Origin of the sequence: Thermomonas sp., assembly GCF_023953935.1 — a bacterium.
Lineage (GTDB): Bacteria > Pseudomonadota > Gammaproteobacteria > Xanthomonadales > Xanthomonadaceae > Thermomonas.
Genome location: NZ_JAMLIW010000012.1, coordinates 1 through 13,160, shown reverse-complemented (window position 1 = coordinate 13,160; position 13,160 = coordinate 1). Strand labels below are relative to the sequence as shown.

Genomic DNA, 13,160 nt, shown 5'->3' with positions numbered 1-13,160 from the left:
TTGATCACAGGGCCATTCAGGAAGCCGTCAGGACGCGGGTTGGCGCCGGCGCTTGCGCAGCCGGGTCAGCGCCGAAACCGCGACCAGCAGCAGCAGCCCGGTGGCCATTCCGACCCCGATATTGAACAGGGCCACCCCGAACCAGCCCGGCATGTCGTCGGCGTGGGCCTGCGCGAAGTGGTGCAGCACCGGGATGCCATGCACGAGGATGCCGCCGCCGACCAGGAACATCGCCACCGTGCCGGCCACCGACAGGAACTGCATCATCCGCGGGGCCAGCGCCAGCAAACCGCGTCCGAACGCCTTGGCTCCCCGGTTCTTGTCGGGGCGGGTGAGGTAGAGGCCGAAATCGTCGAGTTTGACGATTCCCGCGACCAGCCCGTAGACGCCCACGGTCATCAACACGGCGATCACGATCAGGACCCCGAGCTTGGTCAGCAGCGGCTCCATGGCGACGGTGCCCAGCGAGATCACGATGATTTCGGCGGACAGCACGAAGTCGGTGCGGATCGCGCCCTTGATTTTTCCCCGCTCGAAGGCGGCCAGGTCCTCCGGCAGTTCCTCGATTTCTTCCACCACCGCGGTGCCGTTGCGGCGACGGTGCCGCTTGACCGCCTCGTGGGCGAGTTTTTCCACGCCTTCATAGCACAGGTAGCAGCCGCCGATGGTGAGCAGGGACAGGATCAGCGGGATGGAGAACCCGCGGCCGTGCAGCCAGGTTTCCAGCAGCGAGATGCCCATTGCCGCCGGCACCAGGATGGCTTTGTTGACCATCGAACCCTTGGCGACCGCCCACACCACCGGCAGCTCGCGATCGGCGGCCGAGCCGCTGACCTGCTCGGCGTTCACCGCCAGATCGTCGCCGACCACGCCGGCGGTTTTGCCGGCGGCGACCTTGGTCATCGCGGAGATGTCGTCCAGCAGCGAGGCAATGTCGTCGAACAGGGCGAAGAAGCTGGAGGGCATGGGCGTCTGGCGGGCGGTGGATCGGGAATTTTGCCATGCCCGGGTCGGGGCGATGCATGCGACAGGTCAAGCCGGGCTGCGCAGCCAGTCGATCGAGGCGGAGGCGCCGGCTTCGCCCAAGCCCGCTTGCAGGGCCTCCAGCGCCGGAGCGAGGGCGCGATCGAGCTGCCACGGCGGGTTGAGCAGCAGCATGCCGCTGCCGTTCATGCGCAGCGGCGAATCGTCGGGCCGCACCCGCAGTTCGACCTGCAGCACGGCGCGCGCCGGTAGCTGTGCGGCGGCGCGACGGAACGGCTGCAGCGCTCGCCCCAGCTTGATCGGGTACCACAGGGCGAATGCGCCCTGCGGCCAGCGGGTGAGCCCTTCGCGCAGCGCGGCCAGCGCCTGCCCGAATTCCGCCAGCTGCGCCTCGTAGGGCGGGTCGATCAACACCAGGCCGCGCGCCAGCGCCTGCCCGCGATCGTGCGGCGGCAGCAGGGCCTTGACCGCGGCGTAGCCGTCGCGGACGTGAATGGCGATGCGCGGGTCGTGCGGGAGGGCCACGCGCAGCGCCTGGGCTTCCTCGTCCTGGAGTTCGCACAGCGCGATCCGGTCCTGTGCCCGCAGCGCGTGGGCCAGCAGCCAGGGCGAGCCGGGGTAGGCGGACTCGCCATGCTGCTGGCGGCAGGCGCGCACGGCGGCCAGCAGCGGTTGCAGCGCGTGCGGCGGGGCCGCGAGGGCGAGCAGGCGGGCGATGCCGCCCTGCGCCTCACCGGTTTTCCGCGCGGTGTCATCGTCGAGGCGATACAGGCCGCGCCCGGCGTGGGTGTCCAGCGCGAAGCAGGGCGCCGGCTTGACGGTGAGGGCCTGGCACAGCGCCAGCAGGACCACGTGCTTGAGGACGTCGCCGTGGTTGCCGGCGTGGAAGGCGTGGCGGTAATTCACCGGCAGGATTCTAGCGGCAGGATTCCAGAGCGCGCATCTGCTTCAGTGCCGGCCGCGGAGTCCTGGGCGGCAAACCCGGACTGGCAACCGCGTGCACGCCGGCACAGCTGCGGCAGTCAAGCCTGGTCAACCGTGACCGATGGCCCAGGTACGCACGCACAGGCGGTCGCTAGACTCTAGCGTCGCATCTTCACCGGGAACCATGATGAAACATCTGCTGTGGACGGCGGCCCTGCTCGCCGGCGGAGTGGCAGGCCTGTCGGGCGCGTCGGCGCAGGAACGGGTCGATCTCGACATGACCGCGCGGATCCGCGCGGAGGCCTTCCACCGCTCCCAGGTGATGGCCACCTTGAGCCACCTGACCGACACCATCGGCCCGCGCCTGACCAATTCGCCGGGCATGAGCGAGGCCAACCGCTGGACCCGCCAGCAGATGACCGAGTGGGGGCTGTCCAACGTCCGCGACGAGGCCGTGGATGACCTTGGTCGCGGTTGGGCGTTCACCGATGCGCAAGTGGAAATGCTCAGCCCGCGGACGATGCCGCTGCACGCCCTGCCCAAGGCGTGGACGCCGGGCACCAGCGGCACGGTCGAAGGCGACGCGATTTTCGTCAAGCTCGAGTCGAAGCAGGATCTGGAGCAGTGGAAGGGCAAACTGCGCGGCAAGATCGTGTTCGTCGACGACGCGCGCGCCTACAAGTCCGCCGACAAGCCGGATACCCAGCGCTACACCGATTCCGAACTGGATGAAATGCTGTCCTTCCCGATGCCGAAGGATCGCGGGTTCGATCCGGCGATGATGGCGCGCTTCCGCGCACGCATGGAGCTGGCGCCTTTGCTCAACCAGTACCTGATCGACGAGGGCGTGCTGGCGACGGTGTCGATCAGCAGTTGGAACGACGGCATCGTGCGGGTGACGGGTGGCGGATCGCGCAAGGCCGGCGAAGCGGTCGGCGTGCCGGCGCTGGTGATGGCGGCCGAGCACTACAACACCGTCATGCGCGCGCTCAAGGACAAGCGGCCGGTGCGGCTGCGGCTGAAGGTGGATGCGCAGTTCCTCGATGCGGCCAACCAGCCCGGCTACAACACCATTGCCGAAATCCCCGGCAGTGGCCCGCAGCGCAATGAAATCGTGATGCTCGGCGCGCACATGGATTCCTGGCATGCCGGCAGCGGCGCCAATGACAACGGCGCCGGGGTGGCGGTGATGATGGAGGCGATGCGCATCCTGAAGGCGATCGGTGCCCGCCCCAATCGCACCATCCGGATTGCCCTGTGGACCGGCGAAGAGCAGGGTCTGATCGGCTCGCAGGCTTACGTGGCGCGCCACGTTGCCCATTTTCCGGAGCCGACCGACCCCGAGCAGAAGGCCATCCCGGCGTTCTTCCGCCAAAACAAGGGCAAGCCGATCCCCGGTACCGAGTTCGAACGCATCTCGGCCTACTACAACCTCGACAACGGCAGCGGCCGGATCCGCGGGATCTACGCGCAGGAAAACCTGGCCGCGGCGCCGATCTTCGAGGAATGGCTGCGGCCGTGGCATGACGTCGGCGCCACCATCGTCACCCAGCGCAACACCGGCAGCACCGACCACGTCAGTTTCGATGCGGTCGGCGTGCCCGGCTTCCAGTTCGTGCAGGACCCGCTGGATTACTTCACCCACGCCCACCACAGCGATCTGGACACCCTCGACCATGCGGTCGAAGACGACCTCAAGCAGGCGGCGGCGATCGTCGCGGCGTTCGCGTACAACACCGCGATGCGCCCGCAGCGGATGCCGCGCAAGCCGGTGCAATAAGGCCTGGCGTTGGCCGGCCCGGCGGATACGGCGGGCCGGCGCGACAACCGGGCAACGGCTCAGCCGAGCGCCAGTTCCAGCGCGACGCCGAGCCCGCGCATGCCGGTGAGTTCGCTTTCCAGATCGGCGCGCAGCAGCGGATGCGCGCTCAGCCAGCGGGCGTCGATCCGCAGCCGCAGCTGCTCGCCTTCGGCGCGCAGGGACAGCGCCGGCAGCGCCGCGTCGCTGCGCGCGCGCCGCAGCAGCACCGCCAGCCGCAGCAGGGCCGCGGTATGCCGGGTGTCGGCCAGCAGGCGCTCCGGGATCATTTCGAACAGTGTTTTCCCGATCTTGCGGCGCTGCGCCAGCACCAGCGCCGCGAGCAGGCGCTGCTCCTGTTGCGAGAAGCCGGCGATGTCGGAGTTGAGCAACACATAGGCGCCGTGCCGGTGGTAGCCGCTGTGCGCGATCGCCAGCCCGATCTCGTGCAAGCGGGCGGCGTGCGCCAGCAGCTGACGCGCGTCCTCGCCCAGCGCCCAGTCGGCGGCGAGCAGGTCGAACAGCTGCAACGCCGTGGTTTCGACCCGCGCGGCCTGCGCGACGTCAACGCCGTAGCGCTGCATCAGCGCGGCCACCGACTGCGCGCGCGGATCGTCGGCGCCGCCGCGGCCGAGCAGTTCGAACAGCACGCCTTCGCGCAGCGCGGCCTGGCTGACCTGCATCCGCTGCAGGCCGAGGGCGGCGAACGCGGCTTCGAGGATGAGCACGCCGCCGGCGATGATCGGGCGGCGTTCGTCGGCCAGTCCCGGCAGGTCGATGGCATCGATCCGGCCAGCCGTGAGCAGGCGGTCGCGGATCACCGGCAGCGCGGCGGCGGTGATCGCGCCCTTGGTCAACTGCAGCTTCGCGCAGATTTCCCCGATCGCCTTGTGGGTGCCGGACGAGCCGATGGCCTCGTCCCAGCCGAGGTCGCGGTAGGTGGCGGCGAACTGCTGGAACTCGGCGCCGATTTCGGTTTGCGCCATGCGCCAGCGGGCCGCGGTCAGGCGGCCGTCGGGAAAGAAGCGCAGGGTGCTGGCGATGCAGCCGACTTGCAGGCTCTCGCGCTCCAGCGGCTGCATCCCGAGGCCGATGATGCATTCGGTGGAACCGCCGCCGATGTCGATCACCAGCCGCTTGCGGCCGGGCGGCGGCGGCTGCGCGTGGGCGACGCCGAGGTAGATCAGGCGGGCTTCCTCGCGTCCGGAGATGACGTCGATGGCGTGTCCCAGCGCGGCCTCGGCCGGGCCCAGGAAGTCTTCCGGATGACGCAGCTGGCGGACGCTGTGGGTGGCCACGGCGCGAACCTGGCGGGCATCGAAGCCGGCGATGCGCTGGCCGAAGCGGGCCAGGCAGGCCAGCGCGCGCGCCTGCACCGCGGGTGCCAGCCGGCCGGTCTTGTCCAGGCCTTCGGCCAGCCGCACGGTTTCGCGCAGGCGGTCGACCACCCGCAGCTGGCCGAGCACGCGTTGCGCCACCACCATGTGGAAACTGTTCGAGCCAAGGTCGATCGCGGCCAGCAGGTCGCCCTCGTGCGGTGGATCCAGCGGGCGTGGTCGGCGGGAGGTGGCGGGCGTCATCGGGGCAGGGGTTCCAGTCGCGCAAGCTGGGCCGAGAACGGCGGGTCGCCGTCGGCCCGGCATTTTTCGTAGCGCCCGTCCGGGCCGAGCAACCAGGCATCGCGGTTGTCGGCCAGATAGTCGAGCAGGCCTTCCTGCAGCACGCGTCGGGCCAGCGCGGGGTCGAGGATGGGGAAGGCGATTTCGATCCGGCGCAGCAGGTTGCGTTCCAGCCAATCCGCGGACGAGCAGAACAGCTCGGGCGCGCCGTCGTTGCCGAACCACCAGATGCGGTGGTGTTCGAGGAAGCGGCCGACGATCGAGCGCACCCGGACAGTGTCCGAAACGCCGGCGATGCCGGGGCGCAGGGCGCAGGCGCCGCGCACGATCAAATCGATTTCCACGCCGGCCCGCGAAGCTTCGTAGAGTGCGCGCACCACCTCGGGTTCGTTGATCGCGTTCATCTTGGCGAGGATCCGCCCCTTGCGCCCGTGGCGGGCGTGTGCGGTCTCGCGCCGGATCTTTTCCAGCACGCCGCGGTGCAGGGTGAACGGCGATTCCAGCAGGCGCGCCAGCCGCGGCGGTGCCGCCAGCCCGGACAGCTGCTGGAAGATCAGGTGGACGTCGTTGCCGATGTCCGGATCGGCGCTCAGCAGCCCGAAGTCGGTGTAGGCGCGGGCGGTGTCGCTGTGGTAGTTGCCGGTGGACAGGTGCACGTAGCGCCGCAGCGCGCCGTCCTCGCGCCGGACGATCAGCAGCATCTTGGCGTGCGCCTTGTGCCCGACCACGCCGTAGACGACCTGGACCCCGGCTTCCTGCAGGCGGTCGGCGAGCCGCAGGTTGGCCTCCTCGTCGAAGCGGGCCCGCAGTTCCACCACCACCGTCACGTCCTTGCCGCCGCGTGCGGCGCGCACCAGGTGTTCGACGATCGGCGACTCGCGGGCGGTGCGGTACAGGGTCTGCTTGATCGCCAGCACGTCCGGATCATCAGCGGCCTGGCGCACCAGTTCCAGCACCGGCGCGAAGCTGTCGCCGGGATGGTGCAGCAACAGGTCGCCCTCGCGCAGGCGTTCGAACAGGGAGTCCGTGCCCGGCGGCAGGCGCGGCTGGAACGGCGGAAACTTGAGGTCCGGGCGTTCCACCATGCGGCAGACCCGGGCCACGCGGCTGAGATTGACGGGCCCGTGGATCCGGTACAGCGCGCGCGCCGTCAGGCCGAAGTTGTCCAGCAACAGCGCCACCACGGCGTCCGGGCAGGCGGTGTCGATTTCCAGCCGTTCGGCGCGCAGGTAGCCACGCCCCGCCAGTTCATCGCGCAGCGCCAGCGCGAGGTTGTCCACAGCGTCCTCGATCACGGTCAGCTCGGCGTTGCGCGTCACCCGGAACTGGTGGGCACCGAGTACGCGCATGCCCGGGAACAGGTCCTGGGCGAACGCCGATAGCACCGAGCTGAGGAACACGAAGCTTTCGCCCTGACCGGCCTTCGGGTCCAATTCGGGCAGGCGGATGATCCGCGGCAGCGAGCGCGGCGCGCGCACGATGGCCAGATGCCCCTCGCGGCCGAAGGCATCGCGCCCTTCCAGCACCACCACCACGTTCAGGGACTTGTTGAGGATCTTCGGGAACGGGTGGGCCGGGTCCAGCGCCAGCGGCGAGAGCACCGGCATGATGTCGGACTGGAAGTGGGCGCGCAGCCAGTCGGCCTGCTGTGGCGTCCATTCGTGGCGCTCGGGCAGATGGATTCCCTGCGCGGCGAGCGCGGGTTTGAGCTCGTCGTGGAAGCAGTGATACTGGCCTTCGACCAGGCGCGCGGCGCGGGAATGGATTTCGTCGAGCAGGGTTGCCGGGGCGAGGCCGTCGCGGCCGGCCGGCAGGCCCAGTTCGGCGGCCTGGCGCACCGCGCCGCAGCGGATTTCGAAGAACTCGTCGAGATTGGTGCAGGAGATGCACAGGTAGCGCAAACGCTCCAGCAGCGGCAGGGTGGGATCGCGCGCCTGTTCGAGCACGCGCCGGTTGAAGTCGATCTGGCCCAGCTCGCGGTTAGCGTACAGGGACGGGTCGTCGAGCGAGGGCGCCGGGACAGCGGTGTTCACGGGCCGGCCTCCGAGGTTGCCGAGGCGGCGGCGCGGGCGAGGGTGCGTTCGGCGGGGAAGCAACAGCTGAAGACGCTGCCGGTGCCCGGCGTGCTGTCGATCACCAGACGGGCGCCGTGCTGGCCCAGCACGTGCTTGACGATCGCCAGCCCCAGCCCGGTGCCGCCGGTGTCGCGCGAGCGGCTGGTGGAGACGCGGTAGAAGCGTTCGGTCAGGCGCGGCAGGTGCTCGGGCGGAATCCCCGGCCCGGTGTCGCAAACGCTCAGCGCGGCGCCGCCGTGGGCGCCGCGGGCGAAGCGCAACGTGATTTCACCGCCAGCCGGGGTGTAGCGCACCGCGTTGCTGAGCAGGTTCGAGAACGCGCTGTGCAGGTCCCGCGCCGCGCCGCGCAGATCGAGGTCGGCGGTGTCTTCCACGCGGATGCGATGCCGACCGGCGCTGAGCGCCTCGGCTTCGCCAGCGAGGTGGGCGAGCAGGGGCGGCATCGGGACGCGCTGGTCTGGCGGCTCCTCGTTGCCTTCCAGCCGCGACAGGGTCAGCAGATCCTCGACCAGCCGGGTCATGCGCTCGGACTGCCGGCGCATTTCCGCCAGCAGGGGCGCCGATTCCGCTGATTCCTGCCCGTCCAGCAGTTCGAGGTAGCCGTGGATCACGGTCAGCGGCGTGCGCAGCTCGTGGGAGACGTTGGCAACGAAGTCGCGGCGCATGTGCTCCAGGTGCAGAAGGCGGCTGACGTCGTGCACCAGCAGCAGCCACAGGTCATCCGAATAGGGCAGCAGGCGCAGGTCCAGGCGCAGCGCGGGGTCGACCGGCGAGGGCACGTCGCGCAGCGTCTCGGCGTTGCGTCCGCCCGCCAGCCAGCGCGCCATCGGCAGCGGGGCCAGTGCCTTGGCCAGCGGCACGTCGCGGTCGTGCGGGTAATGCAGGCCGAGCAGCCGGGTGGCTGCCTCGTTGAACCAGAGCAGGCGCTGGCTGTTGCGTTCGACCACAAGGATCGCGTCGGGGAGGGTCGCGGCGGCGGTGCGGTAGGCGCGCAGCAGGCCCAGCAGCCGGCGCCGGCGGGCGCGGGTTTCGGCATGGCCGCGATCGAGCAGGCTCGCGAGCGCGCCCCAGACGCCGCGTCGGGACGTTGCCGCGCTGCGCTGGCGTGCCTCCAGGCGGAGCAGCACGCCGCGCAGGATCCAGGCGTGCCAGAGCAGTGCGGCCAGCGCGGCCAGCGCCAGCCCCGGCCATGGCTGGCCGATCAGAAAACCCAGCGCGAGGCCGGCCGCCAGCACGGCCAGCAGCCGAAGCAGGGTGGTGGTCCAGGCGGCGCTCAGGAGGTCGGACATGCACGCAGTCTACGGATTCCGGGCGCGGGGCTGGCGGCTGGGGCGGGTCGGCGGTGCGTTTCGACGACGCGGGCGGCGTCATTCCAACGCGGACAGGCGATAGCCGGCCCCGCGCACGGTCTGCACCATCGCCTCCAGTCCGCAGGGCTCCAGCGCCCGGCGCAGGCGCAGGACGTGGGCGTCGACGGTGCGCTCCTCGATATGGACGCTGCTGCCCCAGACGTGGTCCAGCAGCTTGGCGCGGCTGTGGACGCGCTCGCACTGGCGCATCAGGAATTGCAGCAGGCGCAGTTCGGTCGGGCCGATGGCAATCGCCTGGGCGCCCGTGTCGGTGTCCTTGAAAACGCGCATCGACGCCGTGTCCAGGCGCAGCGTCCCGACCCGCAGCTGGCCATCCTCGCTGCCGTCGCCGGCGCGGCGCAGCACGGCGCGCACCCGCGCCAGCAATTCGCGGGTGGAAAACGGCTTGACCACGTAGTCATCGACGCCGGCTTCCAGCCCGCGCACCCGGTCGTCTTCCTCGCCGCGCGCGGTCAGCATGATGATCGGCACATCGCGGGTCGCGTCCTCGCGCCGCCAGCGCCGCGCCAGCTCGAGCCCGCTGCTGCCGGGCAGCATCCAGTCGAGCAGGATCAGGTCGGGGACGCGCTCGGCGATCAACGCCTGGGCCGCCACCGGATGGGCGGCGATGACCGGCGCATGGCCGTCGCGCTGCAGCGCGTAGGCCAGCATCGCGCTGATTGCGGGCTCGTCTTCGACGATCAGGAGGCGTTTTTGCATGGCCAGAGCGTGCGTTGCCGCCGCGGTTTGTGCAAGCGCTGCGGCCGCCCGTCAGTGCGCCTGCACGCCGAAGCTCAAACGACCACCCGTCACCTCCTCGTCGCGGATGCCCTGCCGCCGCAGTTCCATCACGATCGGCGTGAGCACGGCGATGCGCGCATCGATCCGGCTGCGTGCGTAGTAGTCGAGATCGGGGCGTTTCTTCAGGTTGTTGAGCTGGACCAGCGCCTGCTCGGGGCGACCGCCGAGCCAGGCGACTTCGGCCCAGGCCTCACCGGCGCGAACCGGGTCACCGGCGATCTCGTTGGCGCGCGCATAGGCCTGCTGGAACAGCGGATTGTCGGCATTGCTGGCCAGCAGCGGCCGCAGCACCGCGACCGCGCGGGTGCCGGCGGCGGGAGTCGCGCGGTCGGCAAGCACGCGCGCATAGCTCAGCGCGACCGCGGCGCGGGTCGGCATCCGCGCCAGCAGCGTTTCGAAGCGGCGGTCGGCTTCCGCGGTGCGGCCGCTGGCCGATTCGAGCTCGGCGGCCGTTACCTGGACCCACAGGTTGTCCGGATGTGCTTGCAGCAGCGGTTGCAGCTCCTGCAATGCCTGCGGGGTCTGGCCGGCCTGCTGGCGGGCCACGGCCAGGCCATAGCGGCGCGCATCGTCCAGTGGCTTGGTCGCCTGCATCTGCTGGTATTCGCGGATGGCCTGCATCGCCGTGGCGGCGCTGAGCACGCGCATGCGCTCGCGGGCATAGCCGAAGCGCACGCCGTCGGGACGGGTGGCGGCGGCGGGCGGCACCGGTGCCAGCTGCAGGCCCGGCGGCAACAGCGGGTTGGGCGCCGGGGTCAGGGCCGTGAAGCTCGCCGGCTGCGATTCCAGCTTGGCGGCGCGCTGGCGCGCTTCGCTGATCCGGATCAGGGTCAGCGGATGGGTTTGCAGGTAATCCGGCACCTGGCCGCGCACATCGCCCTGGTTCATCTGCACCCAGGCCTGCAAGGTCTGGAAGAAATCGGCCATTGCTCCCGGCCGATAACCGGCGCGTGCCAGGGTGCGGATGCCGATCCGGTCGGCTTCGGCTTCGTTGTCGCGGGTGTAGGTGATCTGGCGCTGCTGCAACATGCCCAGCCCGGTCATGATCGCCGCCGAAGTGGCGTCGCCGCGGTTGGTGCTGCCCCCGGACTGCTGCGCGGCGATGATGGCGCCCAGGGTGGCCAGCAGAATCGGGATGCTCTCGCGCTGGGCCTTTTCCGCCCCGCGCAGCACGTGCTCCTGGGTGACGTGCGAAATTTCGTGCGCCAGCACGCCGGCCACTTCGTCCTCGGTATCGGCCGCCAGCACCAGCCCCGCGTTGACCGCGACATACCCGCCGAGGGTGGCGAACGCGTTGATTTCGCGCACCTTCAGCAGAAAGAAGGTGTAGTGCTGCTGCGGCTTGGCGCTGGCGGCGCCGAGGCGCTGGCCAACGTCGTCCAGCCAATCGTCCAGCAGCGGATCGTCGAGCACGTAGCCGGCGTGCCGGAGCTGGGCCAGCACCATGGCGCCGTACTGGTCCTGCTGCGCGGGAGAGAGCAGGGTGCCGGCGGATGACCCCATGTCCGGCAGCCGGCTGTCCTGGGCCGCAGCAACGCCGACGGTCAAGAGCAGGGCCAGGGCGAGGGGCGACAGGCGTCGTTTCATCGGCACAGGATGCCGTGGCAGCGTTCGCGGCGGGTGAACGGAGCTTGAGCGACTGGAAATTCACGCCAGCGCCCCGATACTGGCAGCCGTCCCACCGTTGCGGAGCGTTTCGTGAGTGCCGACCAGACTCCGACCATCACCATCTACAGCACGGCGCAGTGCCCGTACTGCGTGATGGCCAAGAATTTCCTCAAGAGCAAGAACAAGGTCTGGACCGAGATCCGGATCGATACCGACCCGGCCGAGCGTGAAAAGATGGTTGCGTTGACCAAGCGCACCAGCGTGCCGCAGATCTTCATTGGTCAGGCCCACGTGGGTGGCTATGACGACATGATGGCCCTGCACCGCGCCGGCAAGCTGGATGCGCTGCTGGACGGAGAGTCACCGGCCTGAGCCTGGCTGCATTCCCGCGCGGCCACACAGCGGCCGGCTGAACGCTGGCGTATTCATTGCATGCCGGTACTTGCCGCGTCTGCGATAATGGCGGGCTTCAATCCTCCGTGACGCCACGCCCCGCGCGTGGCGTCGAACTGTCTGGAATCCCCGCAAATGACCACGATCACGATCATCCCCGGCGATGGCATCGGCCCGGAAATCATGGACGCCGCGCTGCATGTGCTCGACGTGCTCAAGCCCGGCTTCGAATACGAGTTTGCCGACGCCGGCGTCGCGGCGCTGGAAAAACACGGCGAACTGCTGCCGGCCGCGACTCTGGACTCGATTCGCCGCAATCAGGTGGCGCTGAAGTCGCCCTTGACTACCCCGGTTGGCGGTGGTTTCAGTTCGATCAACGTCGCCCTGCGCAAGCACTTCGACCTGTACGCCAACGTGCGCCCGGCCAAGAGCTTCCCGAACACGCGTTCGCGCTTCCCGACCGGGGTGGACCTGATCACCGTCCGCGAAAACACCGAAGGCATGTACATCGGCGAAGGTCAGGAAGTGTCGACCGACGGCGAGACCGCGGTGCTGACTTCGCGGGTGACCCATCAGGGCGCGGAGCGGATCGTGCGCTACGCCTTCGAGCTGGCGCGCAAGACCGGGCGCAGGAAGGTGACCGTGGTCCACAAGGCCAATATCCTCAAGTCCACCTCGGGGCTGTTCCTGAAGACCGCGCGCGAAGTCGCCGTGCGCTATGCCGACATCGAGTGCAACGAGCTGATCGTCGACAACACCTGCATGCAGCTGGTGATGCGACCGGAGCAGTTCGACATCATCGTCACTACCAACCTGTTCGGCGACATCATTTCCGACCTGTGCGCCGGTCTGGTCGGCGGCCTCGGGCTGGCGCCGGGCGCCAATATCGGCGAAGAGGTGGCGATCTTCGAGGCGGTCCACGGCTCGGCGCCGGACATTGCCGGCAAGGGCATCGCCAATCCCTGCGCGCTGCTGCTGGGCGTGGGCCAGATGCTTGACCACGTGGGCAAGCCGGAGCTGGCCAATCGCCTGCGCGACGCCATCGTCGCCACCCTGGAAGCCAGGGATTCGCTGACGCCGGACCTGGGCGGCAATGGCAACACCATGGGCTTTGCCAAGGCGATCGCGGCGCGGGTTTGATTGGGTTTTTTGGTGGGCTGTGGCAGCGGACGTCCTTCGGCGCGAATGTCCTCCGGCGCCGCCCTGCGGCCGACGCCTCCCCCTTGATTTCGCACCGAAGGGCATCCACTGCCGCAGCCTTCGTGTTTCCTTGGTCGGGAGCAGGGCAAGAAAAAAGGGCGCCCCAAGGCGCCCTTTTGCATTCCTGCGATTGGTGATCGTCAGTTGCGCGATTGCAGCTTCGACAGCAGCCGCAGCATCTCCAGATACAGCCACACCAACGTCACCAGCAGGCCGAAGGCGGCGTACCATTCCATGAACTTCGGCGCGCCGCGTTCGACGCCCTGTTCGATGAAGTCGAAATCCAGCACCAGGTTCAGCGCCGCCACGATCACCACGACCACGCTGAAGCCGATCCCCAGCGCGCTGCTGCCGTTGATGAAGCTCATGCCCTGGAAGCCGAACAGGTTCATGCCGATCTGGGCCAGAT

The 13,160-nt window shown here is 69.4% G+C and carries 11 protein-coding genes; 3 read left to right on the top strand and 8 right to left on the bottom strand.

The window, feature by feature from the left end; all coding sequences use genetic code 11:
- Positions 1-27 precede the first annotated feature (27 nt).
- On the bottom strand, positions 28-966 hold the full coding sequence (locus M9902_RS11595; protein ID WP_297223176.1) for a DUF808 domain-containing protein: 939 nt from the start codon (positions 964-966) through the stop codon (positions 28-30).
- 66 nt (positions 967-1,032) lie between these two features.
- On the bottom strand, positions 1,033-1,890 hold the full coding sequence (gene rlmJ, locus M9902_RS11590; protein ID WP_297223175.1) for a 23S rRNA (adenine(2030)-N(6))-methyltransferase RlmJ: 858 nt from the start codon (positions 1,888-1,890) through the stop codon (positions 1,033-1,035).
- Positions 1,891-2,092: 202 nt separating this feature from the next.
- On the opposite strand from rlmJ, the gene M9902_RS11585 reads away from it, so the two are divergent.
- Entirely contained in the window at positions 2,093-3,688 is a 1,596-nt protein-coding gene (locus M9902_RS11585; RefSeq protein ID WP_297175687.1) for a M20/M25/M40 family metallo-hydrolase, read from the top strand.
- Between the two features lie 59 nt (positions 3,689-3,747).
- On the opposite strand, the gene ppx is transcribed toward M9902_RS11585, so the two are convergent.
- From ppx to M9902_RS11560, 5 genes are all read right to left on the bottom strand, one after another.
- Complete coding sequence (ppx, locus tag M9902_RS11580; protein ID WP_297175689.1) at positions 3,748-5,286, bottom strand: exopolyphosphatase; 1,539 nt, start codon at positions 5,284-5,286, stop codon at positions 3,748-3,750.
- Positions 5,283-7,358 (bottom strand): polyphosphate kinase 1, encoded by a 2,076-nt coding sequence (ppk1, locus tag M9902_RS11575; RefSeq protein ID WP_297223172.1) that lies wholly within the window; start codon positions 7,356-7,358, stop codon positions 5,283-5,285. Before ppk1 ends, ppx begins: the two co-directional genes overlap by 4 nt.
- Positions 7,355-8,689, bottom strand: a complete 1,335-nt coding sequence (gene phoR, locus M9902_RS11570) for a phosphate regulon sensor histidine kinase PhoR (RefSeq protein WP_297223170.1) — start codon at positions 8,687-8,689, stop codon at positions 7,355-7,357. Before phoR ends, ppk1 begins: the two co-directional genes overlap by 4 nt.
- Before the next feature lie 78 nt (positions 8,690-8,767).
- Positions 8,768-9,469, bottom strand: coding sequence for a phosphate regulon transcriptional regulator PhoB (gene phoB, locus M9902_RS11565; RefSeq protein ID WP_297223168.1), 702 nt, complete (start codon positions 9,467-9,469; stop codon positions 8,768-8,770).
- A gap of 51 nt (positions 9,470-9,520) precedes the next feature.
- Complete coding sequence (locus tag M9902_RS11560; RefSeq protein WP_297223166.1) at positions 9,521-11,137, bottom strand: M48 family metalloprotease; 1,617 nt, start codon at positions 11,135-11,137, stop codon at positions 9,521-9,523.
- Positions 11,138-11,248: 111 nt separating this feature from the next.
- Between M9902_RS11560 and grxC the strand changes: the two genes are divergently transcribed.
- Positions 11,249-11,530 carry a glutaredoxin 3 gene (gene grxC, locus M9902_RS11555; protein ID WP_291230804.1) on the top strand — a complete coding sequence of 94 codons (282 nt, stop codon included), beginning with the start codon at positions 11,249-11,251 and terminating at the stop codon, positions 11,528-11,530.
- A gap of 156 nt (positions 11,531-11,686) precedes the next feature.
- Positions 11,687-12,691: an isocitrate dehydrogenase gene (locus M9902_RS11550; RefSeq protein ID WP_297223164.1), complete on the top strand. Its 1,005-nt coding sequence runs from the start codon at positions 11,687-11,689 to the stop codon at positions 12,689-12,691.
- 200 nt (positions 12,692-12,891) lie between these two features.
- On the opposite strand, the gene M9902_RS11545 is transcribed toward M9902_RS11550, so the two are convergent.
- On the bottom strand, positions 12,892-13,160 hold a 269-nt coding region (locus tag M9902_RS11545), incomplete at its 5' end, for a Bax inhibitor-1/YccA family protein (RefSeq protein WP_297223161.1).

What these genes read in the sequence shown, in the direction of transcription:
- M9902_RS11595 (WP_297223176.1), bottom strand. Translation starts at nt 966, where the DNA reads ATGCCCTCCAGCTTCTTCGCCCTGTTCGACGACATTGCCTCGCTGCTG.
- M9902_RS11585 (WP_297175687.1), top strand. Translation starts at nt 2,093, where the DNA reads ATGATGAAACATCTGCTGTGGACGGCGGCCCTGCTCGCCGGCGGAGTG.
- ppx (WP_297175689.1), bottom strand. Translation starts at nt 5,286, where the DNA reads ATGACGCCCGCCACCTCCCGCCGACCACGCCCGCTGGATCCACCGCAC.
- phoR (WP_297223170.1), bottom strand. Translation starts at nt 8,689, where the DNA reads ATGTCCGACCTCCTGAGCGCCGCCTGGACCACCACCCTGCTTCGGCTG.
- phoB (WP_297223168.1), bottom strand. Translation starts at nt 9,469, where the DNA reads ATGCAAAAACGCCTCCTGATCGTCGAAGACGAGCCCGCAATCAGCGCG.
- M9902_RS11560 (WP_297223166.1), bottom strand. Translation starts at nt 11,137, where the DNA reads ATGAAACGACGCCTGTCGCCCCTCGCCCTGGCCCTGCTCTTGACCGTC.
- M9902_RS11550 (WP_297223164.1), top strand. Translation starts at nt 11,687, where the DNA reads ATGACCACGATCACGATCATCCCCGGCGATGGCATCGGCCCGGAAATC.